We start from the raw sequence: 18,616 nt of genomic DNA on the forward strand, positions 1-18,616 counted from the left end.
GTTCCATTCCTGGAAGGCATGGTTGCTACGGGTTTCTAGAGCATTTTCGGGAAAAGTGGAGCCCACCTTTCGTGAAGAAAATGCGTCAAATGGCAGCGCGGGCGCGGCGGCGGGGCGATAGTTCACTGCTGCAATTGTGATTGGGGCGCGACGGCTGAATCGCGCACAAGGGGCGGCGGCGCGCAGCGACAGAAGTCCGCGCCGTCAAGCTGGAGCTTTCTGGAGGGCCGCCCCGCAGGAGCGGGCGGCAAAAGCTCCGCCCATCAACCGAAAGGAACGCCCCGCTGCTGGCGGCCATGGCCGGAGCACAGGGCGCACTGGAGGAACGTTACCGTGAACATGCTGAGGATCTTCGTTGTCGTCGCGGCCCTGGCGCCGGTTTCCGCGTTTGCCTGCACGGCCGAAGACATCAACGCGAAGGCGACCGAGCTGTCGACCTCGCTGCAGACGCTGGCGGCCAGGGATCAGCAGAAAGCCATGGAAGTCACCCAGCGCATGCAGGCCATTCAGGCGAAGCAGCAGGCGCCCGGCTCGATGACCGAAGCCTGCAAGATGTATGATGAGCTGCTCGCCGAAGTTAAGGGCAAGTAACGCCGGACCAGCTGGCGCGGAGGCCTGATGCGACCGCGCCAGTGAACAACGCCCCGGGCATTCGTCTCTGGAATATCGCTGAAGCCCACTGCAACACCTCCCCGCGGCGCGAAAAATGCTGTCTCCTGCCGGAGACAACCAGAAACGAAAAGCAGACCTGCGCGCGCGTGGGAGGGGGGATCATGACGGAGCCTGTCACGCCGTTTGTGCTGTCCGTGCCGGAGGAAGCGCTGGACGACCTGCGCCAGCGTCTGGCGCGCACGCGCTGGCCAGAAAAGGAGACGGTGGACGACCTGCGCCAGGGCGCGCCGCTCGCCGCGGTTCAGGACCTCTGCGACTACTGGCTCCGCGCTTACGACTGGCGGCGCTGCGAGGCGATGCTCAACGGTTTCGGCCAGCACATGACGCGGATCGACGGCGTTGACATTCATTTCATTCACCGGCGCTCGCCCAATCCGGACGCCCTGCCGCTGATCATCACCCACGGCTGGCCCGGCTCGGTCATCGAGTTTCACAAAATCATTGGCCCATTGGCCGACCCGGCCGCCCACGGCGGCGATCCGGCCGACGCCTTTCATGTCGTGGCGCCCTCCATTCCCGGCTACGGGTTTTCCGGCAAACCGCTGCAGGCGGGCTGGACGACGCAGCGTATCGCCGCCGCCTGGGGCGAGCTGATGGGGCGGCTGGGCTATGAGCATTATGTGGCCCAGGGCGGCGACTGGGGATCGGCCATCAGCATCGCCATGGGCGAGGCGCCGCCGCCTGGCCTCGCGGCCATCCACCTGAACATGGTGACGGCGCCGCCCGGGCGTGACCAGCGGGACGACATGGACGACCGGGAAAAGGCGCTGCTGGCCCGCGCCCGCTATTATCGCGACCAGGGCAACGGCTATGCGGTGCAGCAGAGCACCCGCCCGCAGACCCTGGCCTACGGCCTGACGGACTCGCCCGCCGGCCAGGCGGCCTGGATCTTCGAGAAGTTTTTCGAGTGGACGGATTGCAATGGCGATCCGCTCAGCGTGCTGACCCGCGATGAACTGCTCGACAACATCATGCTGTACTGGCTGCCGGCGACCGCCGGCTCATCGGGCCGGCTCTACTGGGAGAGTTTCCGTCACTTCTCCGGCGGCGAGGTGCGGGTTCCGGTAGCAGCGAGCATTTTCCCGAAAGATATTTCCCCACCAGCGCGCCGTTGGGCGGACAAACGTTTCAGTAATATCGTATACTGGAATGAACTGGATCGCGGCGGCCATTTCGCCGCCTTCGAGCAGCCGGAACTGTTCGTCAACGAACTGCGCGTCGCGCTGCGCCCGTTTCGCTGAGCCTTTTTTGCCAGAACTGGTTTCCTGCAGGTTTTCTGACCCGAAGTTTTTGGCCTGAAGTTCTGGCCGCAACAACGCGGCGGAGGGCGGTCTGAAATCCGCTCATGCCGAAAGTGGACCGTATCCCGCCGTTTGCGCGGGATGCGTTTTTCCTTGGCAGGGCGCGACCATTCTTTCCGAAGGCCAGTATTCCTACGATGCGCCGGCCAGGATGCGCCTGCTCGCGCGAACCCCAAGCTGGCCCGAAAACCCGGCGGGGTTCGCGCTCCACGCAAGGGCTTGCCAGCCCAGAGCTTTCCGCCCGGCCCCGCCTCCACCAGCCCCACTGCGCGCCGCCAGGACCCCCCTTCGCGCTGACGCCAGATTTCATTTCGCGAAATCTTCGGGTTAAAGGATAGCGGTCGCCCCCCACGCGGGGGCGTGGGTCGAAACAAGGGCGTTGTCGTTGAGGCTGGTCACGTTACGCCGTCGCCCCCCACGCGGGGGCGTGGGTCGAAACATCGGACAAACTCCAGGCGTTCGCGCTCCATGCGGGGTCGCCCCCCACGCGGGGGCGTGGGTCGAAACTGGTATGGCTCAATCGTGCTCTCGCCCATGGCGTAGTCGCCCCCCACGCGGGGGCGTGGGTCGAAACACCGCATCAGGAAAGCCATACGGCGCGGTTCGGAGTCGCCCCCCACGCGGGGGCGTGGGTCGAAACATTTGCTGTCCTTTCGGGTGAGGGCGGCGCGCTCATGTCGCCCCCCACGCGGGGGCGTGGGTCGAAACGCCAGTGGTGGCGAGGCAGCTTGCGATAATCCCGTGTCGCCCCCCACGCGGGGGCGTGGGTCGAAACAGCCAGGTGGCGGGGTTGCACCACTGGCGATCCGGAGTCGCCCCCCACGCGGGGGCGTGGGTCGAAACTTGATCGGGGCTTGATGCCGAGGTGGATTTTGCGGAGTCGCCCCCCACGCGGGGGCGTGGGTCGAAACGATCCGTGAAGCGAGCAACATCAACAGTCCGCAGTCGCCCCCCACGCGGGGGCGTGGGTCGAAACCTCGCTTGCGTCCGGCCATTTGCCGGCTGCCACGCGTCGCCCCCCACGCGGGGGCGTGGGTCGAAACTTCACCTGGCGGCGCAGCATCGGCAGCAGCCAGAGTCGCCCCCCACGCGGGGGCGTGGGTCGAAACCGACGTCGAGTTCTGATCATGCCGAAGCGTCGGCACGTCGCCCCCCACGCGGGGGCGTGGGTCGAAACTCGATGACGACGAGGCTGAAAGCGTGGTCGACGCGTCGCCCCCCACGCGGGGGCGTGGGTCGAAACGCCGCCAGTGTGGCGACGAGAAAATAGTCGTCCACCGTCGCCCCCCACGCGGGGGCGTGGGTCGAAACCAGTCCTGACGCTCCGGCCGGCGTGAGCCGGCCGCGTCGCCCCCCACGCGGGGGCGTGGGTCGAAACACGGGCATTGGCGACACGGCGGAGGAAGCGCTTGCGGTCGCCCCCCACGCGGGGGCGTGGGTCGAAACATCGACGGCGTTGCGCTGCGCGGCGACGCGACTAGTCGCCCCCCACGCGGGGGCGTGGGTCGAAACATCAACGCAGCATATGCCAACGACCGCGTGTCGCTGTCGCCCCCCACGCGGGGGCGTGGGTCGAAACATGTCGAGGGCGAGGTCACCACGGTCACCCAGGAGAGTCGCCCCCCACGCGGGGGCGTGGGTCGAAACCTCGGCTGGGAAGCATGTTTGCAGGAAAGCGTGGTCGCCCCCCACGCGGGGGCGTGGGTCGAAACGATCCACGCCAGTGGCGACAGGGCATAGTTGGCCGGTCGCCCCCCACGCGGGGGCGTGGGTCGAAACGCGCGACCGCGAGTTTGCCTGACAAAAACCCTTGTCGCCCCCCACGCGGGGGCGTGGGTCGAAACAGGTCGGCAATGATCTCGGCGCGGATCCTGGTGGTCGCCCCCCACGCGGGGGCGTGGGTCGAAACCGGGCAACGTCTCGCTGGTCGTCAATGCCGACGACGTCGCCCCCCCACGCGGGGGCGTGGGTCGAAACATCGCCCTCCCGTCCGCGCCAACAGCGGATGGCAGGTCGCCCCCCACGCGGGGGCGTGGGTCGAAACGGGTCGAAGGCTCAACAGGCGCCAAGGTCATTGACGTCGCCCCCCACGCGGGGGCGTGGGTCGAAACGGAATCTTCGGCAGCCTGTTGCGCTGCATCACGGGTCGCCCCCCACGCGGGGGCGTGGGTCGAAACACGGCATTCAGTGAGCCCGGCCGCGATCCGGCCGGCGTCGCCCCCCACGCGGGGGCGTGGGTCGAAACCTCAGTTATCTCGTGACAGACTTCGGCAACCGCGGTCGCCCCCCACGCGGGGGCGTGGGTCGAAACCAGTTGGGCCCGCAAAACCGTTCGCACAGGCTGGTCGCCCCCCACGCGGGGGCGTGGGTCGAAACAACGGCCTGGCGCATGCCGCACAGGGCGACGCCGAGTCGCCCCCCCCATGCGGGCGCGTGGATCGAAACGCATGCGCCCAGAATTTCGCGCCGCCTGGAAAGTCGTCAGAAAGTAGTGGATACCGTCGGGCGATGGCTTTTGATGGAAGAGGCGATCGTACAGTCTGGGTTCCGTTGATCCACGTGCGTTGGGGGGCGTCATGGGTCCAGAGGTTTATTTTGCGCATTCGTCTCCAAATCCGGACATGACGGATTGGGAGACGTGCCCGGTTCATTCGCATGCGGTCGGCGATATGGCCGGCGCGTTTGCCGGCAAGTTTGGCGCCAGTCGCCTGGCTAGGCTGACCGGGCAGATGCACGATCTTGGAAAATACACGCGGGAGTTCCAGCAATACATTCGGGGCGCGCGCGCAAAGGGGCCAGACCACTCCACCGCCGGCGCGCGCGAGATCATCAGCCTCGCGACCGCGCCGCAGGACAGGCTGTTCGCCAGCATCGCGGCGTACGCCATCGCTGGTCATCACGCCGGCTTGCCTGATCACGGGCTTGAGGATGGTTGCCTGGAGGGGCGTCTGGCCCGCAACGATCTGCCGGCGCTGTTTCCCGGTTGGCGCGACGCGCTCACGGCTGAGGCGCGCCAGCTGGCTCCGGAAGGTTTCAGCCCGTATCCGGGGCCGGCCAAAAAGCGGGCGGTATTTCAGGCCGCCTTCCTCGGGCGCATGTTGTTTTCCTGTCTCGTGGACGCGGATCGCCTGTGCACCGAGGCCTATTATGCCGGGCTGAAGGCTGAACCGGTCGACCGGTCGTGGCCGCGGCTGCCGGAGATCGCTGGCGATCTGGTCGCCGCCTTCGACGCCTATATGGAAGAAAAGGCGGCTTCCATGCCGGAGGCGGCGCGCGCCGCGCCGCTTAACCAGTTGCGCAACGCCATTCTGGCGCAGGTGCGGAGCAGGGCGACGATGCCGAAGGGCGTGTTCACGCTCGACGTGCCGACCGGCGGCGGCAAGACCCTGTCCTCGCTGGCGTTTGCCCTGGAGCATGCGCGCCATCACGGCATGGACCGCATCGTCTTCGGCATACCGTTCACCTCAATCGTCGAGCAGACGGCCGGAATCATGCGCGCGGTGTTCGGCGATGACGACAGCCGGCCTGTCGTTCTGGAGCATCACTCCGGGTTCGACGCGCCGCCAGCGTCTGAGGAGGGGGAGCAGGTGGATTTGGGGGGCGTCAACAAGCGGCGCCTGGCGATGGAGAACTGGGCGGCGCCGCTTGTGGTCACCACCAATGTGCAACTGTTCGAGAGCCTGTTCTCGGCGCGACCCGCGCGTTGTCGCAAATTGCACAATTTGTGTAACGCCGTGATCGTGCTGGACGAGGCGCAGAGCATTCCGCTTAATTTGCTGCGGCCCTGCGTTGCGGCGCTGGACGAGCTGGTGCGCAATTACGGCTGCACGGTGGTGCTGTGCACCGCGACGCAACCGGCGTTGCTGGCGCCGGATTTTTTGGGGGGCTTTAAGCAGGTGACAGAACTCGCCCCTAATCCGGACGCCCTGCATGCTGAACTTAAGCGGGTGACGCCCCGGTTGCGCGGCGCGCTGACGGACGCGGAGCTGGTGCAGGAATTGGCCGGGAGCCCGCAGGGGCTGGTCATCGTCAACAATCGCGCGCACGCGCGGGCATTGTATCTCGCGGCAAAGGAAGCCGGGCTGGAAGGGCTGGTGCATCTCACCACACGGCAGACGGCGGCGCACCGGCGGCGCATACTGGCAGACGTGCGCCGGCTCCTGAAAGCGGGAGAGCCGTGCCGGGTCATCGCCACCAGTCTCATCGAAGCTGGCGTCGACGTGTCATTTCCGCGCGTCTGGCGGGCGGAAACGGGGCTGGACAGCATTATCCAGGCGGCGGGGCGCTGCAATCGCGAAGGCGAGCGTCTGGCCAGTGAAAGCTTCGTGGATGTATTCACGCCAGCTGAAGTGAAGTCGCCGCCGGCGATTCAGCAACTGGCGGCAGCGTTTGGGCGCGCGGCGTCGGAACAGGCGGATTTCTTCGCCCGTGACGTCATTACGCTGTATTTTCGCGAAGTTTACTGGGGCAAGGGCGACGGTCTGGACCAGGTCAAGGTGAAAAACCGGGACGGGCGCAATCAGAACGCGGCGGTGGCGGATCTGTTTGGGATCAGCAATGCTCGGCCGGCGTTTGGCTACAGGACCTGTGGCGAGGCTTTTCGCTTCATCGAAGACGGCATGGCGCCGGTGATTATCGTGCAGGAGGATGAGCCGCGCGAAGCCATCGCGGCGCTGCGGGCCGGCGCGCCGGTCGGCGGGCAGGCGCGAAAGCTGCAATCGTGGATTGTCCAGATTCCGCCCCGCTATCGCAAACTGCTGATCGAAAACGGCCACGCCAGGTTTCTGGAAGGCTTCGGCGAGCAGTTTGCTGTGCTGACGCGGGATGATCTTTACAGCCCGGAGGAAGGGCTGGTGTGGGAGCTGGCCGATTCCATGGGGCTTGAGCAATATATTTTCTGATGATTTGCCTTGTACTTTGGTTGTTATTGTCTGAGAATGCGCAAAATGCTTGTATTTCAGCAATGGCGGCCAGCAATGGTTGGGGGGAAGCGTGAGTTACGGCGTGCGATTGCGGGTTCGCGGCAAATTCGCCTGCTTTACCCGGCCGGAAATGAAGGTGGAGCGCGTATCCTACGATGTGATGACGCCATCGGCGGCGCGCGGAATCCTGGAGGCGATTTACTGGAAGCCTGACATCCGCTGGATTGTTGACGAAATCCACGTGCTCAAGCCGATCCGCTTCCAGTCGATCCGCCGCAACGAGGTTGGCGCGAAGACGCCGGCGGCGTCGGTGCGGCGGGCGATGAAATCCGGCGATATCGGCGATCTGACGCTGGTGGTGGAGGATAATCGCCAGCAGCGCGCCGCCACCCTGCTGACCGATGTGGACTATGTCATCTGCGCCCATTTCGCGCACACCGGGCGGGCGGGGGCGGACCAGGCGGACGGCAAGCACCTCGACATCTTCAACCGGCGCGCCCGCAAGGGGCAATGCTTTCACCAGCCGTGCCTGGGCACGCGCGAATTCCCGGCCGACTTCAGCCTGATCGAACCGGATGCGCCGATGCCGGAAGCAGAGCCTGGTGATAACGCACGCCGCGGGCTTGGCTTTGGTGAGCCGCGCGACCTCGGCTTCATGCTCTACGACATCAATCATGGCGGCGATCGCGCGTCGATGTTTTTCCGGGCGACGCTGGACAGGGGCGTGGTGCGGATACCGCGGCCGGATACGCCGGAGGTGCTGCGATGAAGTATCCCGGTCACTGAATTGATTTTCTTCATTACATTTACGGAACCGTTGACTCGGGGCAGCGCTTTCGACATCCTTTGGTTGGGACCGTCGCCGTTGTCGTTCTCTGGAGACAGCGGAGCGTGGGTCGAAACCGGAAGTGTAAAGAAGAGTTGTTCGTAGATAAGGGCGGCGGTCCCGCTCGGGGGGCGACGAATGACCATGCTGGCCTCATTGGCCCGCGCCTATGAGCGGCGGGCCGCGCGCGGCGAGGCGCCGCCGTTTGGGTTCTCGCAGGAAAAAATCTCCTGGCTGATTCCGCTGCAGGCTGATGGAACGCCGGCCGGCGCGCCGGTGGATCTGCGCGAGGGGGAAGGGCGCAAGCGTAGCCCCCGGCTGATGGCTGTTCCGCAGCCGACCAAGCGCACGTCCGGCGTTGCGCCAAACTTTCTCTGGGACAAAACAGCCTATGTGCTGGGGGTGACCGCCGGTGAGGGCAAACGGACGGCGAAAGAACACGCCGCCTTTGTCGAAAGCCATCAGGACTGGCTGGCTGGCGCGAAGGATGAGGGGCTGTCAGCCTTCCTTGGCTTCCTGGGCTGGTGGCGACCGGAGCGGTTTACCGAACTCGGCTGGCCGGAGGAAATGAAGGACCAGAACCTGGTCTTCGCCCTGGAAAGCGAGCGCCTGGCCAATACCCGTATTCATGACCGGCCGGCGGCGCAGGCCATCTGGGCCGGCTTGTCCGGCGGCGGCGACAGGAACAGCGCGTTGTGTCTGGTCAGCGGCCGTCGGGCGCCGGTGGCGCGGCTGCATCCGGCGATCAAGGGCGTCTGGGGAGCGCAATCATCCGGCGCGTCCATTGTGTCGTTCAACCTCGACGCCTTTACATCCTATGGCAACGAGCAGGGCGACAATGCGCCGGTGTCCGATGCTGCGGCCGCCGCCTACACCGGCATGCTCAACCAGTTTCTTGACCGTGACAGCGGCCATCGCCTGCAAATTGGCGACGCTTCGACGGTGTTCTGGGCTGATGGCGATGATGAGGTCGCCAATGAGGCGGCGGCGGGGATTTTCGCTTCTTTCTTCGATGTCGACGACGAGGTTGAGGCGAAGAAGGTTGGCGACGCCCTGGAGCGGGTGCGGGGCAGCCTGAAGGTTCCGGACTGGTCGGCGGCGTTGGCCCCTGGCGTGCGGTTCTATGTGGTCGGCCTTGCGCCGAACGCGGCGCGCATCTCGGTGCGCTTCTATATCGAAGACGATTTCCGCGACCTGGCGAGGCTGGTGGCGGAGCACCAGGAGAGGCTGCGCATCGAGCCGCCGCCGCGCAACACCCTGTCGCTGTGGCGGATGCTGCTGGAGACGGCGACGCTGCGCAAGCGCGAGAATATTCCGCCCAATCTCGCCGGCGACTGGCTGCGCGCCATTCTCACTGGCGCGCCCTATCCGTTGACGCTGCTCAGCGCCGTGCTGATGCGCATCCGCGCCGAAGTTGGCGCAAGCGGATATCGCGCCATCAACGCCACCCGCGTGGCGATGCTCAAATCCATCCTGATCCGGAACTTCAATGTGGGGGCTCCCGTGGCGCTCGACCCAACCTGTAAGGACCCGGGCTACGTGCTCGGCCGGCTGTTCGCCGTTTACCAGCAGATCCAGTATGCGGCGCTGGGCGATGTCAACGCCTCGGTGACCGACAAATATTACGGCGCCGCCGCCGCGCACCCGCGCAAGGTGTTCACCACGCTCGCCAGCCTGTCGCAGAACCATCTGTCGCGCCTTGGCAAGCAACAGCGGGGCCGTATGGTCAATCTGGAACGGGATGTCGCCGGCATCATGGAGATGATGGAGCCGTCGGCCGATCCGTTTCCGGCCAATCTTTCCGACAGGAGCCAGGCGCTGTTTGCCCTCGGCTACTATCACCAGCGCAACAAATATTTCGCCAAATCCGACACGGCCGCAGACGCCGGCGCCGAGGGGGACGCCTGATGACGACGCTCGCCAACCGTTACGACATTGTCTTCCTGTTCGAGGTCACCAACGGCAACCCCAATGGCGACCCGGACGCCGGCAATCTGCCGCGCATCGACCCGGAAACGAACCACGGTCTGGTCACCGACGTGTCGCTGAAACGCAAGATCCGCAATTACGTGGAACTGGCGAAGGGCGCCGAGCCGGGCTACCGGATTTACGTTCAGGAAGGCTCCATTCTTAACGAGCGCCACCGCGAGGCCTATAAGGCGAAGCGCCCCGGCGACGCCAAGGTGGACAAGGAGAAGAAGCTCAACCCGCAGAGCGACGACGAGGCGCGCGCCGTCACCGGATTCATGTGCGAGAACTTCTTCGACGTGCGCACGTTTGGCGCGGTGATGAGCACTGGCATCAACGCCGGCCAGGTGCGCGGGCCGGTGCAACTGGCCTTTGCCTCGTCCGTCGAACCGATCATGCCGATGGAGATCACCATCACCCGCATGGCCGCCACCACCGAGAAGGAGAAGGCGGACCGGGACAAGGAGGATGGCGAGGGCCGCACCGAAAACCGCACCATGGGCCGCAAATACATCGTGCCTTACGGGTTGTATCGCGCCCACATCTTCGTCAACGCCAGTCTCGCCGGCCGCACCGGCTTCTCCGAAGCCGACATGCAGTTGCTGTTCGAGGCGCTGGCCAACATGTTCGAGCATGACCGCTCGGCCGCGCGCGGCGAGATGACAGCGCGCAAGATCATCGCCTTCAAACATGGCTCGGCGCTCGGCAACGCCCCGGCGCACCGGCTGTTCGACGCGGTGAAGGTGCTGCGGAACGTCGATGGCGAAAGCTACGATCCGGCCAGCCGGCGATTGGACAACCTGCCGCCGCCCCGACGCTTCGCCGACTACGAGGTCGCCATCGACCGCGCGGCCATTCCCGATCAGGTGGAGGTGCTGGAAATCCTCTGAGCCGGTCATTCCGGGCAAAAGCGGTTGCCGCTGCTATTACCCCGATACGCGCCGTCGGCCCGGGAGGTCGCCGTCATGGATCAGACGCCGGAACCCATCGCCATCTCGGCCCTGCAGCATGCGGTGTTCTGCCTGCGGCAGGCGGCGCTGATCCATGTGGAGCAGTTGTGGGCGGAAAACCGCTTCACGGCGGAGGGGCAGGTGCTGCACACGGCGGCGGACCGGCCGGGCGTTCGCACCCGCGGCGCTATCCGGCACGTGCGCGCCATGGCGCTGGCCTGCCGGCGGCTCAATCTGGCGGGTGTCGCCGACATGGTGGAGTTCCACGCCGGACCCGACGGCGAAACGCCGTTTCCGGTGGAGTACAAGCGCGGCAAGCCGAAAACACACCGGGCCGACGAGGTGCAATTGTGCGCCCAGGCCTTGTGTCTCGAGGAAATGACCGGCCGCCCTGTGCCGGAGGGGGCGCTGTTCTACGGGGAAACCCGCCGCCGCGTCGTCGTTCCATTTGACGCCGGCCTGCGGGAGCTGACGGAAAGCACGGCGCTGGCCTTCGGGGCCGTGCTCGCTACCGGCCGCACGCCGCCGGCGCAATTCAAGACGTCGCGCTGCCGGGCCTGCTCGCTGATTGAACTGTGCCGGCCAACGATGGCGGGCAAATCTGCCCTGGCGTTCCGGGCCGCAGCGGTCGGCGGCGCGCTGGAGCAGGGGCTGGATTGACGCCAGGACGCGGTGAGAGCCACCGCGCCCAAATGGGGGGCGAATGCGTCAGCAGTTTCGCGCCTCCGCATGGGGCATTTCTGTGCGAGGCGGCGGCGCGCGCTCAGAAGGCGCCGCTGCTCAAGAACACGAAGCGGATATACGGCGCTGTCGAAGCGGGTTTGTCCTGTGTTCTCCTGGAGGGCGCCCTGGCCGGATCGTGCGGGTTGCTGACGCGTTGAGAGGCGGGCTGATGAAGAAGCTGCTCAACACCGTCTATATCACCACCGAAGGCGCCGCCTTGCGCAAGGACGGCGAGAACCTGGTGGCGGAGATCGACGGCGTCGAACGGGGCCGCGCGCCGTTCCACATGCTGGGTTCGGTGGTGGCGTTTGGCGCCGTGCTGGTGACGCCGCCGCTGATCCAGGCCCTGGCCGCTGGCGGCGTTACCATTGTTCTGCTTGATCGCGCCGGCCGGTTCCAGGCGCGCATCGAGGGGCCGGTTTCCGGCAACGTGCTGTTGCGGCGGGCGCAGTATCGCGCCAGTGACGCCGCAGACGAAATCGTCCGCAGCATCGTCTGCGGCAAGGTCGCCAACCAGCGCGTGGTGCTGCAACGGGCGCTGCGCGATTACGGCGAGACCATGCCGCCGGAGGCCAAAGCCGCCATTGCCGCCGCCGTGGACAGGCTGGCGCGCATCCTGCGGCGGGCGGCGCTGGCCGGAGAGGGCATTGATGTGCTGCGTGGCCATGAGGGCGACGCCGCCCAGACATATTTCACCGTTTTCAGCCATCTGGTGCGGGCCCCGGATGAGCCGGTGCGTTTTCTCGGGCGCAGCCGCCGCCCGCCGCGCGACCCGGTCAACGCGTTGCTGTCGTTTCTCTACACCTTGCTGGTTCACGACTGCCGCAGCGCCCTGGAGGGCGTTGGGCTTGACCCGGCCGTCGGCTTTCTGCACCGCGAGCGGCCCGGCCGGCCGTCGCTGGCGCTGGACCTGATGGAGGAGCTGCGACCGGTGATGGCGGACCGGCTGGCGCTGTCGCTGCTCAATCGCCGCCAGCTGCGGGCGCGGGATTTTGAATGGCGCGACGGCGGGGCGGTGATGCTCACGGACGATGGCCGGCGCACGGTGCTGACCGCCTGGCAGGAGCGCAAGAAGGAGGAGCGTCGCCATCCGTTCCTGGAGGAGGGCGCGCCGCTGGGGCTGGTTCCACATTTGCAGGCGTTGCTGCTGGCGCGGCATTTGCGCGGCGACCTCGACGGCTATCCGCCATGGATATGGAAATAAGTCATGCTGGTGCTCGTGACCTATGATGTGCGGACCAGCGAGCCCGGCGGCGCCAGACGTTTGCGGCGGGTCGCGAAGGCATGCCGGGACTTCGGCCAGCGGGTGCAGTTTTCGGTGTTCGAGATCGAGGTCGATCCGGCGCAGTGGACCCTGCTGCGGGCCAGGCTGGAGGGGCTGATCGACCCGGAGCAGGACAGTCTGCGCTATTACTTTCTTGGGGCCAACTGGAGCCGGCGGATCGAGCATGTGGGCGCCAAACCGGCGACGGATCTGAATGGGCCGCTGATCATCTGAAGGCAGGGGCTGGTGAAAGGGGGATGCTGGCGGGCGCGCCGCATGTAAAGAAACCCGGCGACATGCGCCGGGCCTCATCTGCACCTGAAGGGCGATTACCATCGCCAGAACTTGCCCGCCGCCGGGGCTGCGGATGCGGTCAGTTGAGCATCCTGATCGCCGTCCAGTCGTCGCCTTCAAAGCGCGCCAGCTCAAAGCTTTTCAGGGGCGAGTAATCCTCCGGGGTCGTGGCGAAGTTCACCCCGGGCAGGTTGATGGGCGCCGTCATGTCGGTGAGGTTGGTGGCGACTTTCAGCAGGTTGGCGCGGGTGAGATTATCGCCGCAACGGGTCAGAAGCTGGTGCAGCACGCTGGCCATGGAATAGCCCATGAAGCCGACGTTGTCGTTCCTGTCCAGGTTGGGCAGGTGAGCGTCCAGCAGGGCCAGGTAGTCCTTCACCGCAGGGTCGTCCTTCCAGCGCGGGCTCGATACGTTGCGCGCCGCGCGCAGGCCCATCACGCCGGTCGCGGCCTCTGTTCCCGCCGGCTTCAGCAGCGAGTTGGTGGAGGAAATGCTCATCAGATACTGGGCCGGGCGCCAGGCGCTCTCACGCACCTTGCGCAGGGACTGGGAGACGAACTTGCCCATGGCGAGGTTGACGAACACGTCGGCGCCGGAACTGGCCAGCTTGAGCACCTGGGAGTCGACGGTGGGGTCGGCGGCCTCGTAGGTCGCATCGGCGACGATCATGGTTTTGGCGCGATCGCCAAGTTCGTTCCTGAAGGCCGCCACGTAGTCCCGCCCCATCTCATCCATCTGGTGCAGGATGGCGATCCTGGCGTCGGGGGAGGCCTGGAGCAGGTGGCGCGCCAGCGCCCTGGCTTCGGTGGCGTAGAGCGCCGAGCCCGGCGTGGTCCAGGGGAAGTTCTTCGGATCGTTGAAGCGCGCCGCGCCCGTACTGATCATCAACTGCGGCACCTTGCGGGCATTGAGATACTTCTGCACGGCGGTCTGGCAGGCGGTGCCGGTTGAGTTGAACATGGCCAGCACCTGGTCGCTCTCCACCAGGCGACGCGTCGCTTCCACGGTTTTGGGCGGGCTGTAGGCATCGTCGGCCGAAAGCAGCTTCACCTGCCGGCCATTGACGCCGCCCTGCCTGTTGAGGCGCTCAAAATAGGCCATCTGCACGCGGCCGGACACGCCGACATAGGAGGCCGGCCCGCTGAACGGCATCGTCTGGCCGATGCGGATCTCATGATCATCGGCGCCCACATCATACGCGCCTTTGGCGATGGCTGGCGAAGCAACGCCGCCCGCGCCGGCGACAGTCGCGAGGCCGGCGAGACGCAGCAGGTCGCGGCGGGACAGGCGCGGGGCGCGGGCAATGGTGTCTGACATGAACTTTCCCTCGGGGACGATGTTTTTATCTGGAAGTCCGGTTGTCGCCGGCGCTGACAGATAGGCGGCGACCGGGGATTAGCGCAACCTGTTGACGTTTTATTCTGCGCATGGGCCCGGATATCGCCCTGCTGTTCACAAGGCGCAGGCGACAGGACTGGAAGCGCCGGCTCAGGGGCATGACCGGGCGCCGCGGCCCAGAAAACCGGGCCAATTCCATCGGCGTCCGCCTCGCGCGGCCGGCGCTGGCCATGGCGCGCGGCGGGAACAAGACCGCGCGTCAATCGTTGTCAGTTGCTTGGGGAAGGGGCGTGCGGATCAGGACGAGGCAAATGACCCTGTACGGCAACCTGTCCCAGGAAGAGGCCGTCGACAAGGTCTGGGAGCTTGTCGACGCCATCGGCGTCTGCATGCTGGTGACATGGGATGGTGAGCGCCAGCGCTCGCGGCCGGTCGCCGCCCGGCCGAACCGTGAGCGCCACGCCATCTACTTTCTCACCGATGAAGCGAGCGCCAAAAAGGATCAGATCCATCGCTTTCCGCTGGTTTCCCTGAACTTCGCTGATCACCACGGCAACAACTATCTGGCCGTGTCGGGCCGGGCCGACGTCTCCGATGACCGGGTGATGATCAGGGAAATCTTCAGCGTCAACGATCGCGCCTGGTGGGCCTCGCCGGAGGATCCCGCCATCCGGCTGATCACCTTCCAGCCCGAGGAGGCCGAAATCTGGGGCGGCCTTGGTCGTCTGCGCGCTGTGGTGGCGCTGCTCCGGGCGGCCATTTCAGGCGCCAACCCGCGCCTGGGCGACAGCCGCAAGGTCAGCGGGCTGTAGGAGCCGCCCGGGCGTGAGGGCAGGCCGGTCAGATGTTTTCCCTGCGCATTCCGCGCATCGGCGATCTTGCCAGGCGCGGCCCGTAGCGTGGGCGCCACGCAGGATAGTGACGGGCGAGAAGCGGATGCGGCTTGCTTGCCGCTTGTTGGCGCTGCAGGTCCCCGCATTCCCCTGGGGTCCCATCCATCGGCCGTTAACGCGATATTGGCTATCTTTTTGAACTGGCGCGCTTTAACCACGCCGGGGCGTATCTGTTGCGCGGAGCGGAAGGTCCGGGTGCGGCAGGCGCCGTTTCCATTTTCCGGGCGAGATCCATGAGTCTGGACGCTGCGTATTATCTTCAGGTTCTCTATCTCATCGCCATTGTCGCCGAGGCGGTGACGGCGGCGCTGGTGGCCGGGCGCCGCTCCATGGATTGGATGGGCGTCGCCATGCTCGGGCCAATTACGGCGCTGGGCGGCGGCTCGGTGCGCGATGTGCTGCTGGGCCGGCATCCCCTGTCCTGGGTGGAGCATCCGTCGTATCTGCTGATTACAGCCGGCGCGGCGCTCGCCACCATCGCGGTGGCCCGTTACATGCACCACCTGCGCAAACTGTTCCTGTTTCTGGACGCCATCGGCCTTGTGGTGTTCACGGTGATTGGCTGCAATATCGCCATCGCCATGCACATGCCGTTTGTCATCGTCATTGCTTCCGGCATGATCACCGGCTGCGTGGGCGGCGTGCTGCGCGACATGCTGTGCGCCGATATTCCGCTGCTGTTCCGCACCGAACTTTACGCGACGGTCTCCATCGTCACCGGCGTGCTGTATGTGGGCGGGCAGATTATAGGCGCCCCCCATGACGCGGCGACGGGAATTGCCATGGCCATTGGCCTGAGCCTGCGCATGCTTGCGCTGCGCTACGGCTGGAGCATGCCCAAGTTCATTTACACCCACACGTTGCACTGAGACGTTCGAAAACCCGTGCGTTCATGCTTCCGCGCCGGGGCCTGACCGCGCGGGCCCTTTGGCCGCGCGGCGTAAACGACCGGTTTCAGGCGCGCGGGCGCAGGGCGGCGAGCCGGTCGATCTGGCTCCAGAAGCTGCTGATGGTGTCATCGATGATCTGCTGCGCGGTTTTGATCTCCCTGATCAGCCCCGAGCTTTCGCCAGCCGCGCCGGAGGTGCCGTCGACGTCGCCGTTCACATACAGCCGGTCGATGATGTCCTTGTAGGGAAGCTGTTCGCGCTCACCTTTCAGCACCGCTTCGGCGTAAGGGGTTTTAAGGCCGCGCATGCGGGCGCCGGGCGGATTGTCGATCAGGGCCGTGCCGGCGCTGGGGGCGGCGACAATGGCGCGCTTGTAATTCTCGTGCACCGGGCTTTCCACCGACGCGACGAAGCGTGTGCCCATGGTGACGCCTTCGGCGCCCAGGGCAAAGGCAGCCGCCATGCCGCGCCCGTCAACCACGCCGCCAGCGGCCACCAGCGGCACGTCCACCGCTTCGCGCACCGCCTGCAGCAGCGCAAAGCTGTGCACTTCTTCCGGGTTGCGCACGCCAGCGGCTTCGGCGCCTTCGACAATCAGGCCGTCGACGCCAGCGTCCACCGCCTTTCTCGCGCCATACAGCGTCGCGGTGGCGTGATAGACGACGACGCCAGCGTCTTTCAGAATGCGCACGTAGCGGCCAGGATCGCCCGCTGACGTCGTGACGAAATGGATTTTCTGCTGCAGCAGCCAGTCAATGATCGCCCGCTCTTCCGCCGGGTCCTCCTTCAGATAACGCACCGGCAGATTGACGCCGAAGGGCGCATTGGTGGCGGCGCGGATGGCGGTGAACTCGCGCGTGGTCATGGCGAGATCACGCGATGTGCTCTCCAGCAGGCCAAAACCACCGGCGGCCGAGACGGCCGAGACGAGCGGCGCGCGGGCAATCCAGGTCATTGGCGACTGGAAGATCGGAAAACGGGCGCGCGTATGCGCGACCACGCGGTTACCTTCGAACATGAACGTTCCTCCCGGATGCGGACCACCTTCGCGGTGGAATTTGGCTGGCGCGATCATGGCGGCGCATCCGCCGCCTGAAAAGCCCGCGCCGGCGTGCGGCCAGACGGACACGCGTTCTACGAATCCACCGCTGGCGCAACCGGCAATCTTGCTTCAGCAGCCAAATATTGATACCCGACGATCAAAGCGCGGACATATCGCGCCGGGCAGTCAGCATGCCTGTTGACCGCCATATGGGCCGGCGTAGCACAGCGGTAGTGCAGCGGTTTTGTAAACCGAAGGTCGGGAGTTCGATCCTCTCCGCCGGCACCATTTTTGTATTCAGCTGACATTTTCTGGATGCTTTGCCGTACGGCGCGCGCTTTGCGGCGCGGGGCCGGTCTGGCGTGGGCCATCGGGCGGGCTTGCCGACCGGCGCGCGACCCTTGCGGCGGCGACTTTGACGCCATGTCCATCCCGGGTTCACGTGGTGGCGACAGGTCGCGATTTACCTGCGTCTGTGGCAACGTCGGGAGGGGCTTTCCAGTCTCTGGCGGGGCTGCCATCATCCTTGCCAACAATATGGCGTCCGCGCGCCCAGGGCGGATGGCGCGGCATGGGGAGGCAATGGTGACGCAACAATACGTCACGACGGAGCGCGGGCTGGGGCCGGAAGGCCGGATCGCGGTTGTAACTTTTGACCGGCATGATGGCGTTAACGCCCTTTCGCCCGACGCGCTCAGGCAACTCACCGACGCGGCGCGCGGTTTTGAAGATGATCCGGTGACCTCGGTGGTGGTGCTGAGGGGTGGACCCAGGGCGTTTTCCGCCGGGTTTGATCTGAAGGACCCGGAAGGGCGTTCGCGGGCGGACATGAATCTGGGCGATCTGCGCCGGCATCTGCGACTTGGGCCGCGCCTCACCCGGGCGTGGCACGACATGGACCAGATCACCATCGCGGCGATCGAAGGCTTTTGTATTGGCGGCGGCGCGGCCCTGGCCGTCGCGCTCGATTTTCGCGTGATGGCGCGTGACGCCCATATCCGCGTTCCGGAAATTGGTCTTGGCATGAACATGAGCTGGCAGAGCGTGCCGCGCATGCTGCATCTGATCGGACCGGCGCGCACAAAACAGGCGGTCATCCTGGCTGACCAGCGCATTGCAGCCGCTGAAGCACGGGAATGGGGGCTCGTGGAAGAACTGGCCGATCCCGGCCATGCCTTCGATGTGGCCATGGCGCTTGCCGAAAAGGTTGCCGCGCAGCCGCCGATACCCACCGCCATGACCAAGCAGACAGTCAACCGGCTGACGCACGCCCTGGATGATCTGGCGAGCCATATGGACGTGGACCAGTTTGCTCTGGCCAGTCTCACCGAAGACCATCGCGAGGGCGTCGACGCATTCCTTCAACGGCGCAAACCGCGTTTTCAGGGCAAGTAGGCTGGCGCGCCCGATTGTGCATGACGTATTTCTGCGGACCCAGGATGAGGGGGGTTAATTTACTTCCGCGCCACCATGGTTTCTTCAAGAAAACGGCTGTGACCTTGCGCGCAATGCCGTGACCCGGCTGGGGGGGA

General features: G+C 65.8%; 14 protein-coding genes, 1 tRNA gene and 1 CRISPR repeat array. Of the genes, 13 read left to right on the forward strand and 2 right to left on the reverse strand.

Annotated features, from left to right (window positions below):
• Window positions 1-333 precede the first annotated feature (333 nt).
• From EV666_RS16035 to cas2, 9 genes are all read left to right on the forward strand, one after another.
• Window positions 334-591, forward strand: coding sequence for a hypothetical protein (locus tag EV666_RS16035; protein WP_132010389.1), 258 nt, complete (start codon window positions 334-336; stop codon window positions 589-591).
• A 182-nt stretch (window positions 592-773) separates the two neighbouring features.
• The gene (locus tag EV666_RS16040; RefSeq protein ID WP_132010391.1) at window positions 774-1,913 is read left to right on the forward strand and encodes an epoxide hydrolase family protein; all 1,140 of its coding nucleotides are present in this window, start codon (window positions 774-776) and stop codon (window positions 1,911-1,913) included.
• A 400-nt stretch (window positions 1,914-2,313) separates the two neighbouring features.
• Window positions 2,314-4,418: a CRISPR direct-repeat array (repeat unit 32 nt; unit sequence GTCGCCCCCCACGCGGGGGCGTGGGTCGAAAC).
• 176 nt (window positions 4,419-4,594) lie between these two features.
• Window positions 4,595-6,874: a CRISPR-associated helicase Cas3' gene (gene cas3, locus EV666_RS16045; RefSeq protein ID WP_280990848.1), complete on the forward strand. Its 2,280-nt coding sequence runs from the start codon at window positions 4,595-4,597 to the stop codon at window positions 6,872-6,874.
• Window positions 6,875-6,965: 91 nt separating this feature from the next.
• Window positions 6,966-7,664 (forward strand): type I-C CRISPR-associated protein Cas5c, encoded by a 699-nt coding sequence (gene cas5c, locus EV666_RS16050; protein WP_132010396.1) that lies wholly within the window; start codon window positions 6,966-6,968, stop codon window positions 7,662-7,664.
• A 195-nt stretch (window positions 7,665-7,859) separates the two neighbouring features.
• Window positions 7,860-9,629 carry a type I-C CRISPR-associated protein Cas8c/Csd1 gene (gene cas8c / locus EV666_RS16055; protein WP_132010398.1) on the forward strand — a complete coding sequence of 590 codons (1,770 nt, stop codon included), beginning with the start codon at window positions 7,860-7,862 and terminating at the stop codon, window positions 9,627-9,629.
• On the forward strand, window positions 9,629-10,579 hold the full coding sequence (gene cas7c, locus EV666_RS16060) for a type I-C CRISPR-associated protein Cas7/Csd2 (RefSeq protein WP_132010400.1): 951 nt from the start codon (window positions 9,629-9,631) through the stop codon (window positions 10,577-10,579). The genes cas8c and cas7c overlap by 1 nt, the downstream gene beginning before the upstream one ends.
• Window positions 10,580-10,654: 75 nt before the next feature.
• Complete coding sequence (cas4, locus tag EV666_RS16065; RefSeq protein ID WP_132010402.1) at window positions 10,655-11,299, forward strand: CRISPR-associated protein Cas4; 645 nt, start codon at window positions 10,655-10,657, stop codon at window positions 11,297-11,299.
• Between the two features lie 232 nt (window positions 11,300-11,531).
• Window positions 11,532-12,566: a type I-C CRISPR-associated endonuclease Cas1c gene (cas1c, locus tag EV666_RS16070; RefSeq protein ID WP_132010404.1), complete on the forward strand. Its 1,035-nt coding sequence runs from the start codon at window positions 11,532-11,534 to the stop codon at window positions 12,564-12,566.
• Between the two features lie 3 nt (window positions 12,567-12,569).
• Entirely contained in the window at window positions 12,570-12,860 is a 291-nt protein-coding gene (cas2, locus tag EV666_RS16075; protein ID WP_132010406.1) for a CRISPR-associated endonuclease Cas2, read from the forward strand.
• A 139-nt stretch (window positions 12,861-12,999) separates the two neighbouring features.
• Here cas2 and EV666_RS16080 read toward each other — a convergent pair whose 3' ends face one another.
• Window positions 13,000-14,238, reverse strand: a complete 1,239-nt coding sequence (locus tag EV666_RS16080) for an ABC transporter substrate-binding protein (protein ID WP_132010408.1) — start codon at window positions 14,236-14,238, stop codon at window positions 13,000-13,002.
• A 332-nt stretch (window positions 14,239-14,570) separates the two neighbouring features.
• On the opposite strand from EV666_RS16080, the gene EV666_RS16085 reads away from it, so the two are divergent.
• Both EV666_RS16085 and EV666_RS16090 read left to right on the forward strand, forming a co-directional pair.
• The gene (locus tag EV666_RS16085; RefSeq protein ID WP_165910055.1) at window positions 14,571-15,071 is read left to right on the forward strand and encodes a pyridoxamine 5'-phosphate oxidase family protein; all 501 of its coding nucleotides are present in this window, start codon (window positions 14,571-14,573) and stop codon (window positions 15,069-15,071) included.
• A 314-nt stretch (window positions 15,072-15,385) separates the two neighbouring features.
• Window positions 15,386-16,021, forward strand: a complete 636-nt coding sequence (locus EV666_RS16090) for a trimeric intracellular cation channel family protein (RefSeq protein WP_132010412.1) — start codon at window positions 15,386-15,388, stop codon at window positions 16,019-16,021.
• A gap of 85 nt (window positions 16,022-16,106) precedes the next feature.
• Here the strand turns inward: EV666_RS16090 and EV666_RS16095 are convergent, their stop codons facing one another.
• Window positions 16,107-17,060 (reverse strand): NAD(P)H-dependent flavin oxidoreductase, encoded by a 954-nt coding sequence (locus tag EV666_RS16095; RefSeq protein ID WP_132010414.1) that lies wholly within the window; start codon window positions 17,058-17,060, stop codon window positions 16,107-16,109.
• 237 nt (window positions 17,061-17,297) lie between these two features.
• Here EV666_RS16095 and EV666_RS16100 point away from each other — a divergent pair.
• Together EV666_RS16100 and EV666_RS16105 are read left to right on the forward strand one after the other, a co-directional pair.
• A tRNA-Thr gene (locus EV666_RS16100) sits at window positions 17,298-17,372 on the forward strand.
• A 294-nt stretch (window positions 17,373-17,666) separates the two neighbouring features.
• Complete coding sequence (locus EV666_RS16105) at window positions 17,667-18,479, forward strand: enoyl-CoA hydratase/isomerase family protein (RefSeq protein ID WP_132010416.1); 813 nt, start codon at window positions 17,667-17,669, stop codon at window positions 18,477-18,479.
• Window positions 18,480-18,616: the final 137 nt, after the last annotated feature.

It is taken from the genome of Camelimonas lactis (genome assembly GCF_004342915.1).
In the GTDB taxonomy this organism is placed as follows: Bacteria; Pseudomonadota; Alphaproteobacteria; order Rhizobiales; family Beijerinckiaceae; genus Camelimonas; species Camelimonas lactis.

Excerpts from the sequence above, each read along its gene's own strand:
- cas2 (WP_132010406.1), top strand. The coding sequence starts at position 12,570 with ATGCTGGTGCTCGTGACCTATGATGTGCGGACCAGCGAGCCCGGCGGC.
- EV666_RS16105 (WP_132010416.1), top strand. The coding sequence starts at position 17,667 with ATGGTGACGCAACAATACGTCACGACGGAGCGCGGGCTGGGGCCGGAA.
- EV666_RS16080 (WP_132010408.1), bottom strand. The coding sequence starts at position 14,238 with ATGTCAGACACCATTGCCCGCGCCCCGCGCCTGTCCCGCCGCGACCTG.
- cas1c (WP_132010404.1), top strand. The coding sequence starts at position 11,532 with ATGAAGAAGCTGCTCAACACCGTCTATATCACCACCGAAGGCGCCGCC.
- EV666_RS16040 (WP_132010391.1), top strand. The coding sequence starts at position 774 with ATGACGGAGCCTGTCACGCCGTTTGTGCTGTCCGTGCCGGAGGAAGCG.
- cas8c (WP_132010398.1), top strand. The coding sequence starts at position 7,860 with ATGACCATGCTGGCCTCATTGGCCCGCGCCTATGAGCGGCGGGCCGCG.
- EV666_RS16085 (WP_165910055.1), top strand. The coding sequence starts at position 14,571 with ATGACCCTGTACGGCAACCTGTCCCAGGAAGAGGCCGTCGACAAGGTC.
- EV666_RS16095 (WP_132010414.1), bottom strand. The coding sequence starts at position 17,060 with ATGTTCGAAGGTAACCGCGTGGTCGCGCATACGCGCGCCCGTTTTCCG.
- cas4 (WP_132010402.1), top strand. The coding sequence starts at position 10,655 with ATGGATCAGACGCCGGAACCCATCGCCATCTCGGCCCTGCAGCATGCG.
- EV666_RS16090 (WP_132010412.1), top strand. The coding sequence starts at position 15,386 with ATGAGTCTGGACGCTGCGTATTATCTTCAGGTTCTCTATCTCATCGCC.
- cas7c (WP_132010400.1), top strand. The coding sequence starts at position 9,629 with ATGACGACGCTCGCCAACCGTTACGACATTGTCTTCCTGTTCGAGGTC.
- cas3 (WP_280990848.1), top strand. The coding sequence starts at position 4,595 with ATGACGGATTGGGAGACGTGCCCGGTTCATTCGCATGCGGTCGGCGAT.